24 protein-coding genes are annotated in these 24345 nt (G+C 52.3%); 7 read left to right on the top strand and 17 right to left on the bottom strand.

The annotated features are described in order from the left end of the window. Positions 1-20 precede the first annotated feature (20 nt). Genes GmarT_RS09115 through GmarT_RS09100 form a run of 4 tightly spaced genes read left to right on the top strand, consistent with a single transcriptional unit; the run spans position 21 to position 3839 of the window. Positions 21-818: a F0F1 ATP synthase subunit delta gene (locus GmarT_RS09115; protein WP_002644697.1), complete on the top strand. Its 798-nt coding sequence runs from the start codon at positions 21-23 to the stop codon at positions 816-818. Between the two features lie 33 nt (positions 819-851). Beyond that, positions 852-2396, top strand: coding sequence for an alternate F1F0 ATPase, F1 subunit alpha (locus GmarT_RS09110; RefSeq protein WP_002644698.1), 1545 nt, complete (start codon positions 852-854; stop codon positions 2394-2396). Between the two features lie 4 nt (positions 2397-2400). Beyond that, a complete protein-coding gene (locus GmarT_RS09105; RefSeq protein WP_002644699.1) occupies positions 2401-3288 on the top strand; it encodes a F0F1 ATP synthase subunit gamma in 888 nt (295 codons plus the stop codon). Between the two features lie 44 nt (positions 3289-3332). Beyond that, entirely contained in the window at positions 3333-3839 is a 507-nt protein-coding gene (locus tag GmarT_RS09100; RefSeq protein ID WP_002644700.1) for a CBS domain-containing protein, read from the top strand. Positions 3840-3865: 26 nt separating this feature from the next. On the opposite strand, the gene hypE is transcribed toward GmarT_RS09100, so the two are convergent. The 12 genes from hypE to GmarT_RS09040 are packed head-to-tail and all read right to left on the bottom strand — an operon-like array spanning position 3866 to position 14725. After that, positions 3866-4942, bottom strand: a complete 1077-nt coding sequence (gene hypE, locus GmarT_RS09095) for a hydrogenase expression/formation protein HypE (RefSeq protein ID WP_002644701.1) — start codon at positions 4940-4942, stop codon at positions 3866-3868. Positions 4943-4980: 38 nt separating this feature from the next. Continuing rightward, complete coding sequence (hypD, locus tag GmarT_RS09090) at positions 4981-6066, bottom strand: hydrogenase formation protein HypD (RefSeq protein WP_002644702.1); 1086 nt, start codon at positions 6064-6066, stop codon at positions 4981-4983. Further along, complete coding sequence (locus tag GmarT_RS09085; RefSeq protein WP_002644703.1) at positions 6063-6338, bottom strand: HypC/HybG/HupF family hydrogenase formation chaperone; 276 nt, start codon at positions 6336-6338, stop codon at positions 6063-6065. Before GmarT_RS09085 ends, hypD begins: the two co-directional genes overlap by 4 nt. Then, positions 6329-8626, bottom strand: a complete 2298-nt coding sequence (gene hypF, locus GmarT_RS09080) for a carbamoyltransferase HypF (RefSeq protein WP_002644704.1) — start codon at positions 8624-8626, stop codon at positions 6329-6331. The genes GmarT_RS09085 and hypF overlap by 10 nt, the downstream gene beginning before the upstream one ends. Further along, a complete protein-coding gene (gene hypB / locus GmarT_RS09075; RefSeq protein ID WP_002644705.1) occupies positions 8604-9293 on the bottom strand; it encodes a hydrogenase nickel incorporation protein HypB in 690 nt (229 codons plus the stop codon). The genes hypF and hypB overlap by 23 nt, the downstream gene beginning before the upstream one ends. Next, positions 9290-9661, bottom strand: a complete 372-nt coding sequence (locus GmarT_RS09070) for a hydrogenase maturation nickel metallochaperone HypA/HybF (protein ID WP_002644706.1) — start codon at positions 9659-9661, stop codon at positions 9290-9292. The genes hypB and GmarT_RS09070 overlap by 4 nt, the downstream gene beginning before the upstream one ends. Beyond that, positions 9654-10136 (bottom strand): hydrogenase maturation protease, encoded by a 483-nt coding sequence (locus GmarT_RS09065; RefSeq protein WP_002644707.1) that lies wholly within the window; start codon positions 10134-10136, stop codon positions 9654-9656. The genes GmarT_RS09070 and GmarT_RS09065 overlap by 8 nt, the downstream gene beginning before the upstream one ends. 22 nt (positions 10137-10158) lie before the next feature. Beyond that, entirely contained in the window at positions 10159-11451 is a 1293-nt protein-coding gene (locus tag GmarT_RS09060) for a Ni/Fe hydrogenase subunit alpha (protein WP_002644708.1), read from the bottom strand. Continuing rightward, entirely contained in the window at positions 11451-12239 is a 789-nt protein-coding gene (locus GmarT_RS09055; RefSeq protein WP_002644709.1) for an NADH-quinone oxidoreductase subunit B family protein, read from the bottom strand. The genes GmarT_RS09060 and GmarT_RS09055 overlap by 1 nt, the downstream gene beginning before the upstream one ends. A 2-nt stretch (positions 12240-12241) precedes the next feature. Continuing rightward, positions 12242-13108, bottom strand: a complete 867-nt coding sequence (locus tag GmarT_RS09050; protein WP_002644710.1) for an FAD/NAD(P)-binding protein — start codon at positions 13106-13108, stop codon at positions 12242-12244. Then, positions 13105-14229 carry a 4Fe-4S dicluster domain-containing protein gene (locus tag GmarT_RS09045; RefSeq protein ID WP_002644711.1) on the bottom strand — a complete coding sequence of 375 codons (1125 nt, stop codon included), beginning with the start codon at positions 14227-14229 and terminating at the stop codon, positions 13105-13107. Before GmarT_RS09045 ends, GmarT_RS09050 begins: the two co-directional genes overlap by 4 nt. After that, positions 14222-14725 carry a Crp/Fnr family transcriptional regulator gene (locus GmarT_RS09040; protein ID WP_002644712.1) on the bottom strand — a complete coding sequence of 168 codons (504 nt, stop codon included), beginning with the start codon at positions 14723-14725 and terminating at the stop codon, positions 14222-14224. The genes GmarT_RS09045 and GmarT_RS09040 overlap by 8 nt, the downstream gene beginning before the upstream one ends. Before the next feature lie 364 nt (positions 14726-15089). Here GmarT_RS09040 and GmarT_RS09035 point away from each other — a divergent pair, with 364 nt between their 5' ends. Then, positions 15090-16250 carry a baeRF3 domain-containing protein gene (locus tag GmarT_RS09035; RefSeq protein WP_149302562.1) on the top strand — a complete coding sequence of 387 codons (1161 nt, stop codon included), beginning with the start codon at positions 15090-15092 and terminating at the stop codon, positions 16248-16250. Between the two features lie 60 nt (positions 16251-16310). Here the strand turns inward: GmarT_RS09035 and GmarT_RS29445 are convergent, their stop codons facing one another. The 5 genes from GmarT_RS29445 to GmarT_RS09015 all read right to left on the bottom strand — a co-directional run bounded on the left by GmarT_RS29445 (position 16311) and on the right by GmarT_RS09015 (position 20958). Next, positions 16311-16448: a hypothetical protein gene (locus GmarT_RS29445; protein WP_002644714.1), complete on the bottom strand. Its 138-nt coding sequence runs from the start codon at positions 16446-16448 to the stop codon at positions 16311-16313. Beyond that, complete coding sequence (locus GmarT_RS09030; protein ID WP_149303676.1) at positions 16445-17005, bottom strand: Sir2 family NAD-dependent protein deacetylase; 561 nt, start codon at positions 17003-17005, stop codon at positions 16445-16447. Before GmarT_RS09030 ends, GmarT_RS29445 begins: the two co-directional genes overlap by 4 nt. A 99-nt stretch (positions 17006-17104) precedes the next feature. Continuing rightward, positions 17105-17518: a hypothetical protein gene (locus GmarT_RS09025; RefSeq protein WP_044236704.1), complete on the bottom strand. Its 414-nt coding sequence runs from the start codon at positions 17516-17518 to the stop codon at positions 17105-17107. A 9-nt stretch (positions 17519-17527) separates the two neighbouring features. Beyond that, a complete protein-coding gene (locus tag GmarT_RS09020; protein WP_002644717.1) occupies positions 17528-20149 on the bottom strand; it encodes a right-handed parallel beta-helix repeat-containing protein in 2622 nt (873 codons plus the stop codon). Positions 20150-20424: 275 nt separating this feature from the next. Continuing rightward, positions 20425-20958 carry a hypothetical protein gene (locus tag GmarT_RS09015; RefSeq protein ID WP_002644718.1) on the bottom strand — a complete coding sequence of 178 codons (534 nt, stop codon included), beginning with the start codon at positions 20956-20958 and terminating at the stop codon, positions 20425-20427. A 293-nt stretch (positions 20959-21251) separates the two neighbouring features. Between GmarT_RS09015 and GmarT_RS09010 the strand changes: the two genes are divergently transcribed. Next, positions 21252-21800 carry an ECF-type sigma factor gene (locus tag GmarT_RS09010; RefSeq protein ID WP_002644719.1) on the top strand — a complete coding sequence of 183 codons (549 nt, stop codon included), beginning with the start codon at positions 21252-21254 and terminating at the stop codon, positions 21798-21800. Continuing rightward, complete coding sequence (locus tag GmarT_RS09005; RefSeq protein ID WP_233468680.1) at positions 21784-24345, top strand: serine/threonine protein kinase; 2562 nt, start codon at positions 21784-21786, stop codon at positions 24343-24345. Before GmarT_RS09010 ends, GmarT_RS09005 begins: the two co-directional genes overlap by 17 nt.

Below are 24345 nucleotides of genomic sequence, written 5' to 3'. Positions count from 1 at the left end.
AGATTCAACAGGAAAACGGGATGTCCATCGACTGGTTTACTTTTACTGCTCAGATTCTTAACTTTCTGGTCCTCGTCTGGCTGTTATCTCATTTCCTCTATAAGCCAGTGCTGAACGCAATGGCAGAGCGGGAAAAAAAGATCGCTGCAGAACACGAAGCAGCCACCGCTGCGCAAAACGAAGCAAAATCCGAACTGGCCCGATATCAACAACAGACCGAAGACCTTTCGCATGCCCGGGAGGAATTACTGGCTGAGGCAGGGAAAGAAATTCAGATCTGGAAAGAACAGCATCTTGCGCAGGCGCGCAAGGAAATCGCCCAGGAGAAAACAGACTGGTTCCGTGCTCTGCACCGCGAACGCGAATCCTTTTTAAGAGAAGCCCGCCTGCGCATGGCTGCACACATGCATCAAATGAGCCATCGGATCCTCAAAGAACTGGCAGATTCAGATCTGCAACAACAGACGATTTCCGTTTTCATGAACCGGATCAAACAGATTGATGAAACACATAAACAGGAGTTTCTCGCCAAGCTGGAATCGTCTGACCCGCAAATGCTGGTCGAAAGTGCTTTCGAACTGACACAACCCGAACGGAAGAATATTACGGACCTGATCCATGATTATCTCAGCAGGGAAGTGACGATTCGTTTTCGCGTGAATCATGAATTGATTTGTGGAATTGATCTCCATCTGGCTGGTTACAAAATCTCCTGGAATCTGCAGGAATCGCTGGAAGAACTCGAAGAAGAATTTGTACGTTCCCTCAATGATGTCATCTCAACCGACTCCGAACCAGGGATCAATCCGAAGGCATAACACAGTGAATCAATGCTTACTCAGGCAATACCCATGAATCAGAGTCCCGATATTAAATCATTGATCGATACGACTTTTGATCAGTTTAGCGGCGTATTAAGTCAGCATGAATTTGCTCCACGACTGATCGAAATCGGAAAGGTCACTTATGTCGGACGCAGCCATGCTCGCATTAGCGGTTTACCGAACGTGCAGTCAGAAGAACTGTTACAGTTCCCCCATCATATACTGGGTTTGGCTTTGAACCTGGATGAACATGAAGTGGGAGTCGTACTCCTCGATCACGGAGAACAGCTCACCGCCGGAGATGAGGTCAGGCGAACGCACCGCTTACTTGATGTTCCTGTTGGCGAATCGTTAATCGGTCGCGTCATCGACCCGGTGGGGCGTCCCCTGGATGGGCATGGTCCGATCACTGCCGCCGAACGCAGACCTTATGAACGCGATCCGGCAGCCATCATTGACCGGGCTCCGGTCACCGTTCCTCTACAGACAGGTTTGAAAGTCATTGATGCCCTGATTCCCATAGGCCGCGGTCAGCGCGAACTGATCCTGGGAGATCGCCAGACAGGTAAAACAGCAATCGCCATCGATACGATTCTCAACCAGAAAAATAAAGATGTGATCTGTATCTACTGCGCGATCGGACAGCGAAATACTGCGGTCGCCAAAGTGATTGATGACCTGCGTACTCAGGGTGCATTGGAATACACGACTGTGGTCGTAGGGGAGAGCGACGCTCCCCCCGGTCTGCAGTTTGTTGCCCCCTATGCGGCGACCACCCTGGGAGAATACTTTATGGACCAGGGGCAGGATGTCCTGGTGATCTACGATGACCTGACTTCACATGCTCGCTCTTACCGGGAATTATCACTGCTCCTCAGACGCCCACCGGGACGCGAAGCATTTCCCGGCGACATCTTCTACCTGCATTCACGTTTGCTGGAACGCTCTACTCATTTAGCGGATCGGCTCGGAGGAGGTTCGTTAACCGCATTACCGATCGCCGAAACAGAAGCGCAGAATCTGTCTGCTTATATCCCGACCAATTTAATCTCAATCACCGACGGCCAGATTTACCTTTCACCACAGCTGTTTCAGAAAGGGATTCTGCCTGCCGTCGATGTAGGTCGCTCTGTCTCCCGTGTCGGAGGAAAAACACAACTCCCCGCTTACCGGGCCGTCGCAGGTGATTTAAGATTGTCTTACAGTCAATTCGAAGAACTCGAAGCCTTTTCCCGTTTCAGCAGCCGCCTGGATTCAGAAACACTGGCCACACTGGAACGCGGGCGTCGCGTGCGTGAAATCTTTAAACAGCCTCAATACCAGCCGCTTTCCGTTCCTGAGCAACTGTCTGTGTTAATCGGTATGGCAGGGGGAGCGTTTGACAAAACCGGCTTACCACAGATACATCACCTGGAAGAACAGGTTCAACGGCTTCTCGATAACGAATTTCCCGATTTGAGCGAACAGATCCTCTCGGGTAAAACCATTACCGCTACCGAGCAGAAATCGGTACTGAACGCGGTGAGCGAACTGATTCAGCAATCCCAAAATCCACTTTCTGAAACCGACTGAGCTGATGCAGGATTTCGAAACATTAAAACGGAGCATCGAAAGTACCAGAGATCTGGAGTCGGTCGTACGTACAATGAAAACACTTGCCGCGGTCAGTATCAGGCAGTACGAACAGGCAGTCGACTCCCTCGAAGACTATTCTGACACGGTTTACTGTGGACTGGAAATGGTTTTATCAAAGAGTCTGTCCGACTCTCGTTTGCCAGATGGTCCTGCTTCTGGCACCATCGGCATGATTCTCTTTGGTTCCGATCAGGGAATGTGCGGTCAATTCAATGAACAGCTGGAAACCTACGCGGAAGAATATTTCACAGCGACTGATTTAGTCAGGCGAAAACAGGCCTGGATGATTGTAGGCTCGCGAATGCGGGGTAAAGCTCTGGATTCCGGCCATGAGGTTGATTTTGATTTCAGCCTGCCCGGTTCAGCTACGGGAATTGCCCCCCTGGTCTCTGAAATGCTCGCGAAAATTGATCAATGGCGGCACCAGCGACGACTGAGTGAAATCTATATTTTTTACAATCAGCGTGAATCGGCCTCCACCTATAAACCGCATGTCGTACAGTTGCTGCCCGTCGACCCGACAAAGTTCCATCGAAAAGATCAGGGCCCGAGCACATCACGTTCACTCCCCCTCTACACGATGAGCCGCACAACTTTATTGTCCAGACTGATCCAACAATACCTGTTCGTATCGCTGTTTCGTGCCTGTGCAGAATCAATGGCGGGCGAAAATGCCAGCCGGATCGCTTCCATGCAGGCTGCGGAACGCAATATTAAAGAACGCCTGATGAATTTGCAGGCAGAATTTAATCAACGCAGACAGACTGCCATTACAGAAGAGTTACTGGATGTAGTAACCGGATTTGAAGCATTAAAAGATGCAGAATGAATTTTCAGAGTTCAATCCAGATCATTTTACAGGAGTGAAAAACCATGACCGACCAGCAGAAAACACCATGCGCCGCTGATTTCATGAATCGGCATGTACAAGTCGTAACCCAGGATATGTCGCTGACGGAAGTCATTCGATTTCTATTAAAACACAAAATCTCGAATGCCCCCGTTGTCGAACTACAGGATCAGAAGCAAATTCTCGTCGGTTTTGTATCCGAACGCGACTGCCTGTCTGCTTTGTCGAATGAAGTGTTCTTCGGAAACCCCAGCCCGGCTCAGACAGTGAGAACCATCATGAGTTCACACCCCATCTGCATTACTCCCGAAACAGAACTGTTCTCGATCGTTTCGATCTTTGTCAGCCATCATCTGCGCCATCTGCCTGTTGTACAAAATGGAGTTCTCAAGGGAATCGTCAGTCGACGAGAGATTCTGGAAGCCATGGAAACTTATTACAATCACTCACTTCATACTCAAGAACACGAGCGACTTTTGCGCGATGCTTCACAGCCCATGAACCTCCGTTTTTTAATTGACCGAAGCTGAACGGGAAGCGCATAGCTGAAAACAGTTCAACAGATTCGCGGCAAAGGACTTCCCAGTGGATCGTGAAGAGGCTGTTCAAGACCCAGAGTCCGTTTTACCGTTACCGCAGCAACTCCCCGGCCTTTGACAGAACCGATTAACCGGGCATCTGCTGTCTTTGAGAGAGACTGTAATACAGAGACTGCTTCCTGCCCGGCCCCCTGCCTGACAGCGATCAGCATGGTCCCCTCATTGGCAATATGCAGAGGATCCAGCCCCAGTAATTCACTCATGCCCTTAACTCCGGGTGTGACTGGTACACAACGTTCGTCGATACTAAGTGTTAAACCACTGGACCCAGCCCATTCCTGCAGTACCGCGGCCACCCCGCCCCGGGTTGCATCCCGCAGACAGCAAATCCGGTCCCCGAGTGCTTCCCGCAACTGCTCCACGGCTGTTAACAGGGAACCACAATCGCTGTGAGGCAAGGGGTCTAACTGCAATTGTTCGCGTGCTGCCAGTACAGCAATGCCATGCTGGCCGATGGGCCCGCTGACGACAAGTTCATCCCCCTCTCTCAGAAACGCGGGTCCTGGCGGGACAGGCTCTGTCAGCTTGCCAACTCCCGCCGTATTGATAAACAGACCATCAACGGCGCCCCGGGGAACCACTTTCGTATCACCGGCCACAATCTTGACCGCCGTACTCGATGCTGCTTCAGCCAGACTTTGCAGTACGCGATCCAGAAGCATCAGCGGAAAGCCCTCTTCAAGGATCAATGACAGCGTGAGCCAGAGCGGATGTGCCCCGCTGACTGCCAGATCGTTGACGGTCCCATAAATCGCCAGGCTGCCAATATCGCCTCCCGGAAAAAACAGGGGAGATACAACAAAACTGTCCGTCGTGAATGCAAGTGGCCCGTCGACGCGAGGCAGTCGAGCTGCATCATCTGAGGTTTCCAGAAATTCATTTTTCAGCACGGAAGCAATACGTTCCTGAATCAGTTTGCGGGAAAGCCTTCCCCCCTCTCCATGTGCCAGCGTCACGCAGTCCGTTTCCGCTGGTATCTCGATGGGACAATTCAGCTGCCAGCTGCCAGTCATGTTCTGCTGATTATTTTCCATCGTACTTCACATTCAATTTGAACAGTTAACAGATCGCTTCAAACACCCGCATAGCGATAGTAAGCGGCACAGGCACCTTCTGAAGAGACCATCGGCGCTCCCAGAGGCGTTTCGGGAGTACACTGTTTACCAAAATGCGGACACTCTGTTGGTTTGAGTTGCCCGGTCATCACATCGAAGCTGCGACACTCACTGTTGAGAATGACAGGCAAACTACTATCCGAAAATCGAACCCGCGCATCAAACTGCTGCCACTGTTCCCGCAGTGAGAGACCACCCGCCGGAATGAGATCAAATCCCCTCCAGCGCGCGTCTGATATCTGATAAATTTCCTGCACAAGATCCTGTGCTGACTGATTTCCGGCCATCTGTACTGCGCGTGAATAACAATTCTCCAGCCGGGTTTCACCAGCCTCCAGTTGTCTGACACAGGCCAGAATGCCCTCCAGTAAATCCAGCGGTTCAAAACCGGTCACGACGACTGGCAACTGATAGCGTTCCACCAACCGGTTGTAAGATTCATATCCCATTACCGTACAGACATGCCCGGCTGCCAGAAACGCCTGCACCCGGTTCTCCGGTGACTCAACCAGGGACTCCATCGCAGGTTGTACCCGAACATGCGATACGATCAGACTGAAATTATCGAGCTGATACTGCGCAGCCTGCTTCACAGCCAATGCGGTCGCAGGTGCCGTCGTCTCAAATCCAACAGCGAAAAACACCACCTGTTTCTCAGGTTGCCTGCGTGCCAGTTCCACTGCATCCAGAGGCGAATAAACAATCTTCACCTGTCCGCCTCTGGTCCGGGCATCCAGTAAAGAACCCTGACTGCCGGGCACACGCAACATGTCACCGAAACTGGTCACCATCACGTCTGGCCGTTTAGCCAGTTGGCAGGCAAAATCAATGTCTGCCTGATCGGTCACACAGACTGGACAACCGGGACCATGAATTAATTCAACAGTCCCCTGCAACTCGGCTGCAATCCCATGTCGTAACAGACTGTGTGTCTGCCCGCCACAGACTTCCATCAATGTCCAGCTTCGGGTGGAGACGCGCCGAATTTCATCCAGCAATCGCTGTGCTGCTGCCAGATCTCGATATTCATCCAGGTACTTCATGATTCGTCCTCTCCCGCATCAGGCAGAGTTTCATGCCAACCCTCATCTTCCCCCCACTCAGCCAGCGTATCAAAAATCCGTTGCGCTTCCCGTGCATCAATCCTGTTGATCGCAATACCGGCATGAACCAGAATGTAATCACCCACTTCCGCCTCGGTCACGCAGGCCATATGCACGACTCGGCGTACGCCATCAAACTCAATTTCTGCCTGCGAAAAGATGCCTTCCCGTTCCACCCAGCGAACCAGTTGGCCAGGTATTCCTAAACACATGGCGCGGCTCCCTTCTGTTTCGAACGGACAATCGCAACCGCCAGTTGCCCCGCAGCCAGCCCCCCATCATTAGGCGGTATCCTGCCAGGCAATCCCAGCGGTTGATCATTTTGACGCAGTTCTTCTGCCAGAAGTTCAACCAGACAGCGGTTCTGAAAGACACCTCCCCCCAAAACAACAGACAAAGGCATAAACTGCCGACACAACCGCGCGGTTCCCCGGGCCAGACCGCGATGAAACCGCATTGCCATCACACCTGTTGAGACTCCCGCTTTCCGATCTCGCAGAATCGCGGCAATACAAGGTCGCCAGTCCAACTGAAATGGAGCCCCCTGTGAAAGCGGCATCTCGTAACTGCCGGCTTCCGCAAGGTCGCAACTCGCTTCCAGCAACATCGCCGCCTGCCCTTCATATTCAGAATGCGTGACGCCCAGAACCAGAGCAGCGACTCCATCAAATAACCGTCCGACACTGGAGGTGCGTGGAGAAAGACGTTTCGATTTGATGATCTGCAACACAGGTCTGACCAGTTCTGTTTTGATTCCCGTATTCAACGCAGCCTCCGATCCCAGCGTCTCTGTCATCAGGGAAACCGCAACTCGATACGGTTCGCGGACGGCCGCTTCTCCCCCCGGCAGGAGGAACGGTTTTAAATGACCGACCCTGGTATATTGAGCCGCCGTTGACAGTAAAAACTCACCTCCCCAGATGGTCTGATCGTCGCCCCGACCGGTCCCGTCAAAAGCGACTCCCAGTACCTGACGATCCAGCCAGCCCTGTTCCAGCATACCCGCCACGATATGAGCATGATGATGCTGCACTCGCTCAACGCGTGAAACTGGTTGCGATGCCCGGTTCGAAGTAAAATAATCGGGATGCTCATCGCAGATATAATCAGCCTGCGAAACAGCATAGAGCTGCTGTAGAGATTCCAGCTGCTCCTCGTAACGCTCGCAGACAGCCAGGCTCTCCAGATCGCCAATATGAGGCGCCAGAACAGATTGAGCACCATTATTCAAAGCGACAGCAGCTTTCTGATGTCCCCCCAGCGCAATGGCAGGTTGAGGATGTTCCAGATCCAGAGACAACGGAGCCAGCCCCCGTGCCAGTCGAATCGTGACAAGTCGTCCTGCCATCCAGCGAACGACACTGTCATCGATGGGGCGTTCGATCGGACGATCATGCTCCAGCCAGCAGTCTGCCAGTGTATTGATTTTTTCAGAATGACTTCGATCCTGATAGAACAGTGGTTCGCCTTCCCGGTTGGCGCTGGTGACCACCAGGGGGAAATCGCATTGCTGCAGTAGCAACCAGTGTAGTGGTGTCGTGGGCAACATCACTCCCACTGTATTCAATCCCGGATTCACATTACCGGCAATCGGTGAGTTCTCATGCGCCTGCAACAGCACAATTGGTGCCGCTGGACTTGCCAGCGTCTCAGCTTCCGCATCATTCATCATAGCCAGTTTGCGCGCTGCAATGAGGTCTGTCACCATCACAGCCAGCGGTTTTCCCAGGCGTTGTTTTTTCTCCCTTAACATTTGAACGGCTGCTTCACTGGTGGCATCAACCAGCAGTTGATAACCACCCAGTCCTTTCAGACCAACAATTGCTCCCTGCTGCAGCGCGCGGGCCGCACTCTGGATTGCCTCCGTATCAGAATCGTTGGTTTCGCCGGTTGTACTGGTGCACCACACGCGGGGACCACACTGCGGACAGGCGATTGTCTGCGCATGAAAGCGACAATCAACGGGGGAATCGTATTCTCTCTGACAGTGGGAACAGAGGTCATATTTCGACATGCCTGTTTGACCGCGTTCATAAGGCATCGAATGCAGCAGGGAATACCGGGGACCACAGCGCGTGCAGCTGAGGAAAGCATAACCGAACCGATGATCAGCCGGATCAGCAAGTTCAGCCAGACAATCCTGGCAGACAGCGATATCAGCTGGAACGCGTGCCGCCAGGGGACCACTGGTCTGTTTTTCGATAATGTCAAACCGCTCTGATCCACAGTTCTTTGTCGTTTCACGGGTTTTCTGGTGAATTATCGTTTCATCAGGCAGGTAATTTTCCAGGTCCCGCTCGAATTCCTCTACGACCTTTTCCGGTCCTTCAATCTGCAGCTCAATTCCTTCTGTCGTATTACAGATAGAACCTGCCAGTCGTAATTCACGGGCACGCCGCGCGACGGCAGGGCGCAATCCGATTCCCTGTACCCGACCACTCAAAGTGATTCTGATCGCAATTTTCCGTTCCGTACTCTCAATAATTACTCGTGGATTCATGGTATGCTGCCAGTTGAAATTGATGTTGCTCTTCCAGGAAATCACACCAATCCTGAATGCCTTTTCCTGTCAGGGAACAACAGGAAATGACCTGGAGCGCAGATTGAATCCGCTGGGCGTCTGCCGTTACAGCTTCTACAGAAAACGGTACGTGCGGCAGTAAATCCAGCTTGGTGATCAGCATGGCCTGACTGGTGCGGAACATTTTGGGATATTTCCCCGGCTTATCGTCCCCTTCTGTCGTGCTGATGAGGACCACGCGCAAGTGCTCTGCCAGGTCATGCGAAGCGGGACAGACCAGATTTCCCACATTCTCGATAAACAGAAAATCGACTGCAGGATCACCCAGCGCTGTCAAACCCCGCTGCACCAGCGGTAGTTCCAGATGACAGGCGCCCCCCGTCGTCAGCTGCGCGACCGGAATCAGGGGTGCTAACCGCTGCGCATCGCGGTCGGTTTCCAGGTCACCCACCAGCACCGCCATTGACCGGCGACCGGCAAAGTGCCGCGCTGTCGCTTCCAGTAAACTCGTTTTTCCCGACCCCGGAGAGGACAGCAGATTCACAACCAGAGTGCCACGCCGCCCCAGCCGTCCACGCTCTACTTCAGCATCAGCTTTTTGCTCAGCTTGCACATCACGTTTGACAATGATGGTCTGTTGACTCATGCGGATACTCCCTCATTTGAATCGATTGATTCCATTGTAATACTGATCAGTTGCAATTCATCCCCCTGAATGACGTCAATGCTTCCTGACTGACATTCAGGACAACGAAAGTGAAAATCGAGGACTTCAAACTCATGCTGACAATGAGTGCAAACGGCAGTGACAGGAACCAGGTCCAGTTTCAATTGACATTCCACAGAAAAGACATCCGGGACCATCTCCTCAAACGCGGCTGCAAATAACAGCGGTTCAACACCCGACAGATCTCCCACCTGGACACAGATTTCAGAAACGCGACCGCCCCCCTGTTCAGCCACGATGTGGCTGACCTGTTTCAACAGATTCTGAACCAGTGACCGTTCATGCATGCTCAATCTCTCCTGGTCTCAAAGATGGAATGAGATCCCCACAGATCGATTCGACGGCAGCGACAACTCCTGCCTGCACCGCTTGTGATAAAGTCTTGCCGGAATGATTCGAATCCAGTTCGACACCGCAGATCCGAACCTGTTTTGGAAGTCTTCCCAACTGCGATGCCAGCGCGAGCACTCCCGTTAAAGACATCTGATGCGTCCCTGACCAGTGAATTTCATCCAGTCGCCCGCAAGGCCAATCCCATTGATGAACGCTTCCCGCCTCACCGGCTCCCTGGCAGGCATCACAAATCAGCAGGTCCATCGCAGGATCGATCCAGTCCAGTAAATCAGCCGGTGTCCGTGCCAGTTTCACACAAACGTGATTATAATTTCGCTGTTCAATCTGTCTGGCCACTTCCCAGCCTGCCTGATCGTCACCATGCGGACTGCCAATTCCAGCGATCATGATCTGTCCCCCCTTTTTCATTCCCTCTTCCTCCTGCTGGATCTCAGTCTCGATCGATTGTGACTTTCAGAAAATGAGTGGAACAACTGATACAGGGATCATAGGCTCTCACCAGGTTTTCACATTTCCGCGCGAGTTCTGCTTCTTCGTTTCCAATTGACTCTGCCACAACATGCTTGAGATCCACTTCAATTTGGGCCTGATTCTGAGACGTCGGCGGGACAATACAGGCCTCAACGATCTTGCCTTGATCATCAATATCATAGCGATGATACAGCGTCCCCCGGGGCGCTTCGGTCGCTGACTTACCGGTCCCTGCTTGTGGGGAATACGATTCGCGTGGTTTTCCGGCAGGGTGTTGATCGCGCAGGATCGACAACGCCTCTTCGTATGCGTGAACAATTTCCAGCCCGCGGGCAATAATCGCCTTGTGGGGATTACGACAGACCGACTCCCATCCGATTTCGTCTGCCAGCTTTCGCGCCTGGGGAAACAGTTGATTTCGATTCAGGTTAATTCGCGATAATGGCCCGAGCAGATAAGGACGCCCCGTAGACTTACGAAACGCCTGCAGCGCCGTCGAGTGGGGTACCTGCCGTTCTTCAAACTCCTCTTCATACTGTTCCACATCAATCACGTCTCCCAGGCTGGACTTCATCACACCCTCATTCATGGGATATTCATCCGGATGCGACAGCGATACAAAATCGCAATCCGATTCCATTTCCGGAAAATCGAAACCAGCCAGCCAGCGTGTGGTTTCCTTCGCGGCGTTCAGACCCCATTCAAAATCCGGTATCAGTTTCTGAAATTCATTTCGGCGGGGAATGCGGTAGAAGCCCCCCACGCAAACATTCACCGGATGGATGGCTCTCCCCCCCAGCAGGTCGACCAGCTGGTTACCATGTTTTTTCAGTCGCAGTCCACGATTGACTTCGTCAGGAAACTGCTTCGCCATCTCCAGCCCGCTCTCAAAGCCGAGAAAATCAGGGGCATGCAATAAATGCATATGCAGGCCATGGCTTTCAATCCATTCGCCACAATAGAGCAGCCGACGTAAACGGCGAATCTCTGGGGATACGGTCACTTTCAATGCAGCTTCCAGGGCATGCACACTGCTCATCTGGTATGCCACCGGACAGATTCCACAGATCCGCGCCGTGATATCTGGTGCATCTTCGAGAGGCCGTCCCCGCAATAACGCTTCAAACAGACGCGGTGGCTCGTAAATTTCCAGGCGGACTTCCTCAATCGTTTCACCACTCATGCGGATGAACAGCCCCCCTTCCCCTTCCACACGGGTCAATGTTTCCACTTTGATCTTGCGGTCACCCATCAGCCTGACTCCCCGTTCCGATCCAGCAATCGCCGGCTTTCCTCACGAAATGCAGGCGCATTGTTGTTGAAATTCTGCAGGCTGTTGGAAATTTCCTGCTTTGAGGCGCCCTCCTGCTCCATCTGTGTGGTCAGGCTCACCAGATTGATCTGCGAAGCAGGTCCAAAGCAGCCGTAACAACCCCGGTTGTAACTCGGGCAGAGTGCATTACACCCCGACTGCGTTACAGGTCCCAGGCAGGCAATTCCCTGTGCCACAGTCACACACACCGTGCCGCGGCGTTTACAATCCAAGCAGACACTATGACCGGGAGTGCGCGGCGTCCGTCCTGCCAACAGAGACTGAATGACTTCAATCAGCTGATATTGATTGATCGGGCAGCCTCGTAATTCGAAATCAACTTTTACATGATCTGCGATCGGCGTTGACTGTTCTAACACCTCGATATATCCGGGACTGGCATACACTGACCGCATGAATTCTGCAGAATCAGCCCCGTTTCTCAATGCCTGAATACCGCCAGAGGTCGCACAGGCACCAATGGTCATCAGAAAATGGGAGTCTCTGCGAATCTGCTGGATCCGGGTTGCATCGTGAGGCGTGGTAACTGATCCCTCAATCAGCGCAATATCATACGGGCCTGCTTCCATGCGACTGGTGGCCTCGGGAAAATAAACGATCTCTAAGGCATCCGCGACGGACAACAGCTGATCCTCGGCATCCAGCAGGGAAAGCTGACAGCCATCACAGGAAGCAAATTTGAAAACAGCCAGTCTGGGTTTTCCCACGCTCAGAGTCCTTCCACTTTTAAATAGGGTGAAATCTGATCGTAGCGAAAGACGGGGCCATCCTTGCAGATGAATTCCGGTCCCAACTGACAGTGACCACACAAACCGACCGCACACTGCATATTTCGTTCGGTCGAAACCCAGATCTGTTCGCCAGTCATTCCCCGTTGAAGCGCGGCACGGGCGGTAAAACGCATCATCAGATCCGGACCACAGATCAACAGAATCGTCTGTGCGGGATCAAAGCCGGTGAGCCGTTCCAGTAACTGAGGCACAACTCCCACATTTCCGCGCCAACCAGTACTCGACCGATCAACGGTTTCTCTGATCTCCAGTCCCCCTGCTCTCCAGCGGTCATATTCCCGCGTATAAACGCGCATCTCTGGTGTGCGGGCGCCATACAATAAATGCAGACTCCCATACTCCTTTCGCTGCGCCAGCAGTTGATAAATCAAGGGACGCAAGGGGGGCAGTCCGATTCCCCCCGCCACCAGAATCACATTTTTTCCCCGACAGGCTTCGCGCGGCCAACTCGTACCAAAAGGGCCGCGCAGACCCAGGGTATCCCCCACTTCCAGCGCAGCAATACCGCGCGTCACATTACCGGCCAATCTTATGGTATGAACCAAAGTCTCACAGGCAGCAGGATCACCGCTCATGGAAATCGCCGATTCTCCCGCACCGGGAAGATACAGCATGTTAAACTGACCTGACTCAAAACGATAGGACTGTGCAGCTGCAGCATCTGTCAGCGCCAACTGATAAGTGGCAACCCCGCTGACTTCGGCAGTGATTTCACGAATGACTGCCGTCTTCGAGACCCAGAAGCTGGCGGATTTCTCAGTCTGTTTCCCAACGGTCGAATTCATGACTGCGATTCCCGTATCGCGTCCACTTCCTGCGTCAGGTCGATTCCGACAGGACACCAGGTGATACAGCGTCCACAACCAACGCACCCTGATGTGCCGAACTGATCAATCCACGTCGCCAGTTTATGTGTTAACCACTGCCGATAACGATTGCGAATGCTGTTGCGGACCAGTCCTCCGTTCATGTAGCTGAAATCGAGATTAAAACAGGAGTCCCACTCCCGCTGTCGTTCCACATGATCTCCGGTCAGATCACTGACTTCTTCGACCGAACTGCAGAAACAGGTCGGACAGACCATCGTACAATTCGTGCAGGACAGACATCGCTCTGCCACCTCATCCCACTGGGAATGTTCCAGGTTGGACATGAGCAGGTCTTTAATATCCGTCGTGTCAAATCGTCGTTCAATCTGGTCGACTGCCTGCTGTCGCGCCGCATGTGCCTGTGAATCCTGTTCAGGCAAAACATCTAACGTTTTCAGCTCCTGCAGTATCTCTGCACCGGCGGCAGAGGCGACCTCGACCAGAAAGCCATCAGGCAGTTCGGTGAGCGCCAGATCAAAGCCTGCTTTGCAGCGAGGTCCCGTCTCCATGGAAGTGCAAAAACAGGTTGACGCTGCCTGCGTACAGTTCACCGCAATAATCAGCGCCTGATTGCGACGCTGGTCATAAATCGAATCGACATAAGGCCCCCCCGTGAAAACCCGATCCTGTATTTTCATCGCAGCCAGTTCACAGGCACGCACACCCAGAAATGCATAACGGGGTGTTTCTTCTTCCGCTTCCTCGAACTGCCAGCCTGCCTCCGTGCGATCAGCTGTCGCCAGGGTGACGACCGGTGGAAACAGTTGCTTCTTCCAGGAACTCGGCCCCACCACATAACCAAAGAGTGCCTCATCATCGCGTTTCACCAGTCGGTATTTGCCTGGCTCCTGATGATCGGTCCAGCCGCGCGGGAGATCATCAATCGATGACAGCTCGCCGTAGACGATGGATTCCTGATCGATCGTAGGGCCAATCACTTCGTAACCGCGGGATATCAGCACATCAAAGAGTCTGGCAAATTCATCCAGTGGTAAAAAGCAGGTTTGTGGATTGTCCGACTGCTCAGATTCACTCATTGGCGTCTCCCTGTTTCAGTGGATGTGCTTCATCTGCAACAGCATACATGTCGAGTACCTGCAGGCGACTGGCAACCAGCCTCTGAGACAACGCCAGAGCCACTCGTCGCATAATCTGGTAACCGATATCATGATCCTGTTCGCAGACGACCGCCAATGCTTCTGCATCGATAGCAATCAAGCGGGACGCTTCTACTGCGACCACGGTCGCTGTCATCTCTCCCTGTTTGAGAATGGACGACCAGCCAACCAGGTCCCCTTCTTCCAATGTCAAAACAGGCAAGCAGCCACGTGCAGGAATGGTCATGCATATTTCTACGCGACCACTGAGAATGATATAAAGATCCCGATGCTCGGTCCCTTCGGTAAAGATCGTCGCGTTACGGGGAAAATCCTGAAAACGGGAGATGGCAGCCAGTTGCTGCAGTTCCTCAACTGACAAGCCGGAAGTGAAGCGGAGTTGTTGTAGATGTTCCTGCAGCTGTTGAATCTCCATCGCAGCCTCTCAGTCAGCATGTAAAACAGTGGACAGGACATTTCGATTCTAGCCTGCCTGTTCGGAATCGTCCAGCGACCTGGATTTTGGATTCACTCCTTTATTCCTGTTTCAGACTGACATCGGGGATTCCCCTATCTAAAAATACGAAATCATCCCATGCTGGATCACCTTGCTCTCCTGATTACTATTCAGGCACAGGATTTTAGAATGATTTACGCAGTGAAGATTTGAGATCATGATTCTGTTTTTTGCAACGTATTGGGTTCATGAAATGGTTTCAGTCAATCAGTCAAATCGTAATTCCTGCAGACCTTCGACCGTGAATCAGATACATTTGAATAAAATCAACAAGGAGCGTTCGATGAAGACATTAACACATGATGAGCTCAAATCACTGACGGAATGGGAAAAAGGGCCCTGCGTTTCCATATATTTACCCCGGCATCAGGCTGTCTCTGAACTGGGAAAAGATTCCATTGAACTGCGAAACAGGTTAGATGAAGCGGAAACATCACTCCAGCAAATGGGTCTGGGCACTGCGGAAGCTGCCCAGTTTCTGAAACCGGCGCGAATGCTGCAGAATGATCCTTCCTTCTGGAAACAGGGAGCGGCTCAGGGGCTCTGCCTGCTGATGGCTCCGGAAATGTTCCAGCAGTACGACTTGCCCTACCAATGTCCCCCCATGCTGTCTGTTGCAGAAACGTTCTATCTCAGTCCGTTATTCTATAAAGCATATGAAGATGATCGATTTGATCTGCTGGCAATCTGCCCGAATTCGGTCAGGATGATTCGTCATCATAATGGTGATTTCACAGAGGTAGAACTTCCTGATAATATCCCCGCTCATCTGGATGATTTTGCGGGAGGAATCGAACTCGAAGAATCATTACAGTACCATACGACTTCTTCCGGAAGCCATGGTGGAGAATTCGCCGGTGTTCAACATGGACATGGTTTGACGAAAGAACAACATGAAAAAGTCCTGACGGATTACTATCAGTTTCTCGCCCGACAATTCGATCAGTACCTGGAAGACAACGCGCCTCCTCTGGTACTTGTCTGTGCGGAAAAACAGCAGAGCCTGTTTCGCAAACACTTCCACGGGAGTCAACTTCTGCCTGAAGGAGTCACCACTTCCCCGGACCAGCTCTCTGCAAGAGAACTGGTAGATCTCGCATTACCAGTAGCTGAATCCAGCTTCCAGACATCCCTGCACAAAGCGCAAGAGAAATTTCAGAATCATATGGGAACATCTCGTATTTCTCATCAACTGGAAGAAATTCTGCAGTCAGCAGAACAGGGACGCGTCGAGGCGCTGTTTGCTCCCCTCGGCTCAGAACTCTGGGGGCATCTGCCTCAGGATGGCGAATTATTACAAACACATGCCCAGCCGGAATCTGGCGACATTGCGCTCCTGAACTGGGCAATCCGGAACACATACCGACATGGTGGGACTCCTTACGTCATTCAGCCGGATGACATGCCCGATCAACACTCTGTACTCGCCAGTTTTCGCTGGTAAACAGAGTCTGGGGAGAATGAAAGGTGTCAACGACGAATGGTACTGCCGCTGATACCTTTTTCATTCTTCCAGCCAGCGATTCACAATTTGAGGCACGTGTTCCACCGCGGTCCCTTTGATCCAGTGGAATGCGACAGGCTCCGATTCCAGGTCCGGGCTGACGATCAGTTTCTCCGCACTCGGATTCGCTTTTGTCAACAGGCAGGCGGGTAGACCGAGAGCGAGGTCCCCACGACGAGCACTTTCCCTGCATTTTTTACATGTCTTGCCGCAATGTCATAGTTGTGAATGGCTTCGCCAAACCAGACAATGTGTGGCCGTAACTGGGCCCCCTGTTCGCAGAGATCGCCCAGCTGAATTTCCTTTCCGCCGATTTCATAGATGAGCGTCGGATCAACAGTACTGCGGGCTTTCACCAATTCTCCATGTACGTGGATTACCTGGGTGGAGCCTCCCCGCTCATGCAGGTCATCCACATTCTGCGTGATCACGACCACCTCGTAACGACTCTCCAGTTCCGCCAGCGCCCGATGCGCCGCATTGGGTAAAGCCGCGACCGCTTTTGTTCTACGTTCATTATAAAAATCCAGTACCAGTTGTGGATTCATCTCCCAGGCCTGGGGTGAAGCCACCTCGGTGATTTCGTACTGCTCCCATAGCCCGCCCATATCACGAAACGTTGGCAACCCGCTCTCGGCACTGATGCCGGCCCCCGTCAGCACGACAACTTTATTGTGATCAAGGGGGTCAGACATCTGTGGTCTCAATTTCACTTTCATGGGAATTTACCTGCAAGAGATTTCCTCTGGTTTCACTCCTGACACAATTAATCCGTTGGAAGTTCAGCTACCAGGTTACGCATCGTGCTCTCCCCCATCGGCATCATAGGCTTCGCGTTCGAACGGATTATCGCGATAAAACCGACGACCGACCAGCCACATATAGATAGACGACAGATAATAGGCGGGCAAAAATAGTGGCCCCCAGCGTTCATACTGCCGGACATGAACCATTTCATGTTCGCGCGAAATATCCAGGGACGCATCGGTCTGCCCGAGAATGGTATGCCCTAATGTCAAAGCGAGTGTAAACTGACCATGAGGCAATCGTTGGATAAACCACTTCGTACCCCCGTCATAAAACTCAATCGCCCGCCCCTGAATCCGGGCTCGTCCGCCAAAACACATTCCCACGCCACCAATCAGTAGTCCTATGAGAGTATTGGGTGATGCCCACACTACACGAATTAGAAATGAAATAAGGTCCATCAATGACACTCACCGCGACAGTTCCAGATCATCGATCCAGATCTCGGCATCCGTGTCTCCCTGGCTGACGAAACCCAGCCAGTCGAGTGTGTTCCATTCGGGATTAACACACCGTAGATTCTTGAAATGCCGTGGCTGTTGTCCCGGTAACGTCACCGATAGATTCCATTTGCCCGCTTGCTTACCGAGCGGTGCCGTGATTTCCAGATTCACCCATTGATCGATGGGGAAATCCATCAATTCTTTGCCGTTCGCTGCACGGAGCTTGCCTTTTTCAACCCAGAGCGTGGGACCAATCCGATACGGGTTCGATTGATCGCGCCACTCATGCTGAAAGACAGCAGCAGAACTCAGCTTGATCGCAAACGCACAGCGACTGACACCTTCACTATGATGTGGCGAGACCACAAACATCGGGTAATAGCGATGTTTCTGCCCCGGAGTGTCGAGCAGTCTCAGTGCCTGCGAACCAGACGGTGCCCCCTTGACTTCCACGACTTCGACACCGCCCCGCTTCTCATCTTTACTGACCGAGGTACTTGGCGGCAGCGCCCCTGCTTCGAAGTCTTCCACGAATGACAACAGAGGCGTTGGCGGCGGGTCTTTCATCTCGGGTAAAACCAATTCACGCGCTTTCGCGATCCATTCCGCGTCTCCATAGAGACCCGCTTTCTCGTAGTCGAATGGTTTAAATCCGATTTTGAACGCGGGGGAATCTTTCGCCAGCTGGAAATTGTCATTCGCCGGATCGATAAAATGAGGATTGGCAATGATCGAGCCCTGGTCTTTTCCGGCAGCCTGCCACTCTGCGAACGTTTTTCCCTGGAAATCAATCGGCTTGTCATCGGAGCGCCAATACAGATTGTGATCCACCTTCACATTTTTGTCTTTCCAGTTCCCATGAAACAGCTCGCCGGAATTGAAAGCGACAATGTTATGTTCGAACGTGAAAGAGAGATGCTCTTCCACCCGACTGCGTTTCACCTGGTACTCGCGCGAGAAGGCGAAGATGTTATTCCGGATCAGATTATTCCGACCGTAGTGCTGGTGATAACCGCCCGACCGGGTGCGGTAGACCAGGTTATTCTCCATCACAATGTCCGTACTTCCTTCGTCATTATAGAGCCCCCAGCCGCCATAGCTCCAGGAAAGAACATCGTGGATCACATTGTTACTGACGGTCGTGCCGGGTGAAGGTCCGAGGGTGTAGACGCCCCCCATGTCACTGAGCCAGCCCCAGCCGAGATGATGGATGTGATTAAATTCGATCTTGTTCCGAACAGCGAGGCTGTCACTGTAGCCCCAGCGCCAACCAACTGAGACCCCCGTATAAAAGAAGTCGGCAATCTCGTTATGAGTCACCGTATTGTCACCGGACTGACCAATCCACACACCAACCGCACACGGAAAAAGTCGGCCTCCGTGCCGAATCAGGTTGTTATCAACCATGATCTTGCCAGTCCGTTCAGCTTCTTTAGCAGCAATTCGGTTTTCACCGACGCGCACGCCGCCGGCTCCCAGATCGTGCAGATCGCAGTGAGTAACAATGCTGTCACGACAGCCTTTCCGAAACCAGAGTCCATAAGTGGCGACATGACCGATTTCGCAATCTTCAAACTGAATGGAACGCCCGCCATCAATCATCACTGCCGCTTCGATGGGCGAAGCAGCCTGGGAAGGTTCGAACCCTTGTGGCGGTGTGCGCCAGTCTGTGTGTTGAAAACTGAGTCCGCGAAACGTCAGATGTTCGACGAACTTTCCACCCGCCGGATCTCCCTTGAGGATCAGTAACTGTTCAGCAACAGGCGCAAACACCTCCGCCTTCTCAGGCGTCTCCCCTTCGCGGGGAACATAGTGTAATTTGCCTCCCGGCGCCAGATACCATTCCCCGGGAGAATCGAGTGCAGCCCGGTAATTCTCCAGGAAATAGGCAGTATTCCGGGTCAGCGGATTCCACTGTTTCATCTGCCGACCGGACGTCAGGAGCTTGCCCGTCTTGACGTCAAACCCGTCCAGATATTTCCGCGTATTATCCCACTTGTGAAAGAAGAGCGCCTGAACTCCCGCACGTTCGGATTCAGGAACATTCTGAAGAGAGACCAGATCGGCGGGATCAGCATCCAGCGTCTGTCGGGCGATGTCTTTCGGTTTCGGACCATCAGTTTTCCCCATTTTCTCCCGGCCATAGCGCAGGTAAAAGAAGAACTCATCAGGCTCCCGTGCCCGTACCGCGCGATTCCCGTTGACCCAGAGTTGCTCGAATTGCCAGCCAGGATCGACGGTCGCAGTCCACGTACCATCCGCTTGCCGTTTGAAGCCGGTAATCGACTTGCCGCCAGAAATAACCGGGCGACTTCCTGGAGCCGCCTCGTAGACAATCGGTGCTTTCTCCGTACCCGAGTCTTCCGACGTAAAAACGACAGGTTCTGTGATCAGATAAGTTCCTGCTTTGAAAACAACTCGCGTTGGTTCTTGCGGCTTAAGTTTTCGTATTTCATCGCGGGCAGCAACGAGTGAGCGGAGTGAGCCCTCAGATGATACTTCCAGAACAAGTTCTGCGTTGGCTTGCGAGCGGGTCAGAACAGACCCCGCAATCAGAGCAGCTAACAGGAATACGTGAGTCCTTTTCATATTGATTCCACCTGATGCATCCCCGAGGTCAGCATCTGTTTTTTAAGTTTTCATTTTGAGTTTCAACCTTCCTCTGTCATAAGATACTTCCAGCCTGACATTCAAGAATACAACTGACAAAAATAACAGATACCTCACAACTTTTCCTTGCCAGACACGCCCGGATCAGTTTCTTTAATTCTGTCGTGAGAGCACATCGCATGTGAACCAGACGTCTTTAACCGGGCAGTTCAGGGAATATCTACTGAAAACAATATCGATCACAACGACATCTATCACAATGCAAAAAATACAGCGAGACCATAGATGCCACCTAGCACCACTCCCACACCCAAGACGGCCACCAGCACTATGAAACTGAGATAGAGCACAACCAGGCTGGTAAAAATCGTGAATTGCAGCAGACCGGCTATGATCCGCGGGGCAAACCAGCCGCTTCCAGTGAGGAGCAATAATCCCCAGCCGGTGAATCCGAATTGAACACCGACTGTCAGAAACGCGAGTATACAGATCACCTTAAATGCCATCCCCACCTGAGAGGGAACCCAGGTAAATACTGACTTCACATAGTCAACAATGGTTTCAGTCCACTCAGAAGCGAAGTCCCCTGCTTCTTCAAATGCTTCATCCAGAATACCTGGTCCACTGGGTCCCGGGTTGCATCTCTTGCCGAGGTTCTGATCTCTCTGCTTTTGTTCATACCGGTAATGTTCTGCCCCCAGCGAACTGTAAACATTGTCATAATATCCGGTCGCTTTTCCCAACAGGTAATCACCCAGTTGATGGTCGGTAGAATCGTATACAGCCATTATTGTCTCCCTGTGAACGTCCTGTGAAATACCTGTGTGTGTCTCTTCACAAAACTTGGCGATACTCAAGAGAAAGTTGTGCAGCGAGATTCTATTAATTCTCATAATTTACAGCATATTCGAACTTCTGAGCCGACAACAGATTATAAAAATGCAAAGTTGCGTCTTAAGAAGTACCACCGTAGAATCAAAACAGTCAGAGATGCATGGACCTCGATAGAGGAAGTCTGGCTCCGGTAGTTACCATTGCAATTCTGGGACGACATAGATATCGAGATCGACAGGCAATACAGATGACTGCATCCCCAGAAGACAACCCAATAAGTTGGCATCAATCAATTTACGATCAACTGCATGGGCTGGCTGAGAAGGCTTTGAATCGGGAAACACCGGGACATTCGCTGCAGCCGACGCTGCTGGTCAACGACGCATATCTGCGTCTGCAGGAACAGCGGAATCTCGATCCAGCCGACCGCTCACAGATGATGGCGGCCGGCGCAACCATCATCAGGCGACTTCTGGTCGATTACGCGCGCGAGCGAAAACGCCTGAAACGGGGAGGAAAAGCAGGTCGCGGAATTCCATTGCACATTTCTGTGACAGATGCCGCCAGAGAGTTAGACATTCTTGAACTAAACGACGCGCTGGAGGCTCTCGCAAGAGAATTACCCAGGGCAGCAAGGATTGTAGAGCTGAAATTCTTTGGCGGGTTGACCGGCGAGGAAATCGCGGAACAACTGGAAGTCTCATTGCGGACAGTCAACAATGACTGGAAGTACGCCAAGGCCTGGTTGTATCGCGAACTCGGGCCGGGAACAGAAAGTGATGAGACCAATGAGTGATTCCCACGCGGAAAAAGTGCAACAGGTTTTCCTGAGCGCGCTGGAAGTCCCGGCTGAAAAAAGAGATGCCTGGCTACGGAATGAGTGTGGCACCAACGAGTCGCTGTGGGCCGAAGTCCGCTCACTGCTAGAGCATGCAAACCCCTCTGTCGATCTACTGGAACAGAATCTGGATGAAGTCATCCCTGACATTCCTCAGCTGGGAGAGACACCGGAAGAGAATCAGACTCCCCAGGACGAACTGCCTGCTAATGTAAACTGCGATCACTTTCTATCAAAACTCTCTGAAGTCGGGGTTCTCTCGCCGGATGAATTCGCATCAGTCAGCGATTCCGTTTCGTCTGCACATCCATCGACCGATGCACGTCAGCTGGCATCGCAACTCGTAACGAAAGGCAAACTGACTTCCTACCAGGCGGCTGCACTGCTGAAAGGTGAGCCAGATCTGTTGATCGATAAATACCTCATTCTCGATCTGATTGACGTCGGCGGGATGGGCATGGTCTTCAAAGCCATTCATCGCACGATGAATCGACTGGTCGCCTTGAAGATGATTTCACAACAGATGCTGGCCTCAGACGATCTGATCAGACGTTTTAAACGGGAAGTCCGCGTCGCTGCGACACTGGAACATCTCAACATTGTCAGAGCCTACGATGCCGACGAATCGCGGGGCGTGAATTTCCTCGTCATGGAATACGTGCGGGGAGACAATCTCAGCAGGATCGTTCGCGCCTCCGGTCCACTGTCACTCAGTCAAGCCGTCGACTGCATTCGACAGGCCGCCACTGGTCTGCAACATGCCCACGAACGGGGCATCGTCCATCGGGACATCAAACCCGGAAATCTGCTGCTGGACGATCAGGGCACAGTCAAATTACTCGACCTGGGACTGGCTCATATCGACGATTCCATTCGACTCGATTCACCTGAGAACGGGTCAACAGATGCTGACAGCGGACGTCCTTATGTCAGCCGTTCCGAATTGACGGCAGCGGGAGCAATTCTGGGGACCGCTTCCTTCATGGCACCCGAACAGTCGCTCGATGCACACCTGGTCGATTTTCGGTCAGACATCTACAGCCTGGGCTGCACACTTTACTTTCTGCTCACTGGCGAAGTCCCCTATTCGGGGAGTACCATCTTCAAGGTCTTCGTCCAACATCGCGAAGCCGAGATCCCTTCTCTGCAGGATCAGCGGCCCGACGTTCCCGATTCCGTCACCGCCGTCTATCAGAAAATGGTTGCCAAGAAACCGGAAGACCGTTTCCAATCGATGAGCGAGCTCATCGTGGCACTCAATGACTGTCATATTCCGAATCCCGTCAAAGAAACACCGCGATCAAAATCGAAAACTGCTGTCACTTCCAACGCAACCGCAGCAACGATCAGTGAATCGGGAACAACCAAACCGATTCTGTTCACCAGTGGAAAATACTGGAAGTCTCTGATCGGGGCGGCGTGCCTGATAGTTCTGGCAGGAATCATCGCCTTCACCTGGCCCGACAGCTCCCCTCACACTAAAATCATCCAAACCAACAGTTTGGATACAGACAAGCCTGCCGATTCAACCACCGATCGCTCTGTGCTTCCTGCAGGAAATCATGCCAAACAGAATATTTCAGTCTCTCCACAGGCATCAGCCGCCGATCTGCTGGCTTCGGGGGAATGGGAATGGCAGGTGACAAAAAACATGGGTTCCCTGATTAATTCACATGATTTTGAGTTCAGCGGCGATATGACCGCTGACAAATGCACCCTTGTTTTCTCAACAGGCCTCAAGAATCCACAATTTGAACGTCGCAACTTATGGATCTCAACACGTCCTTCCAAAAATGTCGAGTGGAACGCTCCCACTTTACTCCCCCCGGAGATTAACACCAACGGGAATGCAGAATGTCCACAGATTTCGGCAGACGGCTTGAAACTTTCATTCCGACGGGACGCATTCTGGTATCTTTCGACACGCACGAGTCTGAATGATCCCTGGCAGGACGCGATCCCCGATCCTATCGCCGTTGGTAACAGACGCGATTACCGTCTCACACCTGATGGTCTGACCGCATTCCGCCCCCGTATCGTAACAGCAGACAAGAAATCAACTGATCAGAAAAGCCACCTGATGATCTGGCGACGCGACTCGCTGGACAGCCCTTTTGGAGAGCGGTCAGAGGAAACACTTCCCGTTGACCAGAGGATCAGCGTTGGTTCCCTGAGCAATGATGGACGAGTCTATATTTTTTATCAGAAAGAGGATTGGGAAACCGACCCGGATAATGCTCTTAGCAAGTTACATATCACAACGCGCCCCGGCTGGAATTCTGCCTGGTCAGAACCGGAACTCGTTTTTAGAGACGATCCGAATGCTTCGGGACGTGCCCGGTTATTACGGGATGGCAGAAGCTTTCTTTTCGTCGCCAACCGTCCTGGTGGCTACGGGGCCAGCGACATCTGGATGGCAGAGCTGGTTAAAAAAAGTGACGCACGTCAATCTGAATCTACTTCTCAGAGCACGACATCATCAGTACTGGGGGTTTCAGAGTAA

The organism is Gimesia maris (genome assembly GCF_008298035.1).
In the GTDB taxonomy this organism is placed as follows: Bacteria; Planctomycetota; Planctomycetia; order Planctomycetales; family Planctomycetaceae; genus Gimesia; species Gimesia maris.
This window is presented reverse-complemented; position numbering and strand designations above follow the sequence as displayed.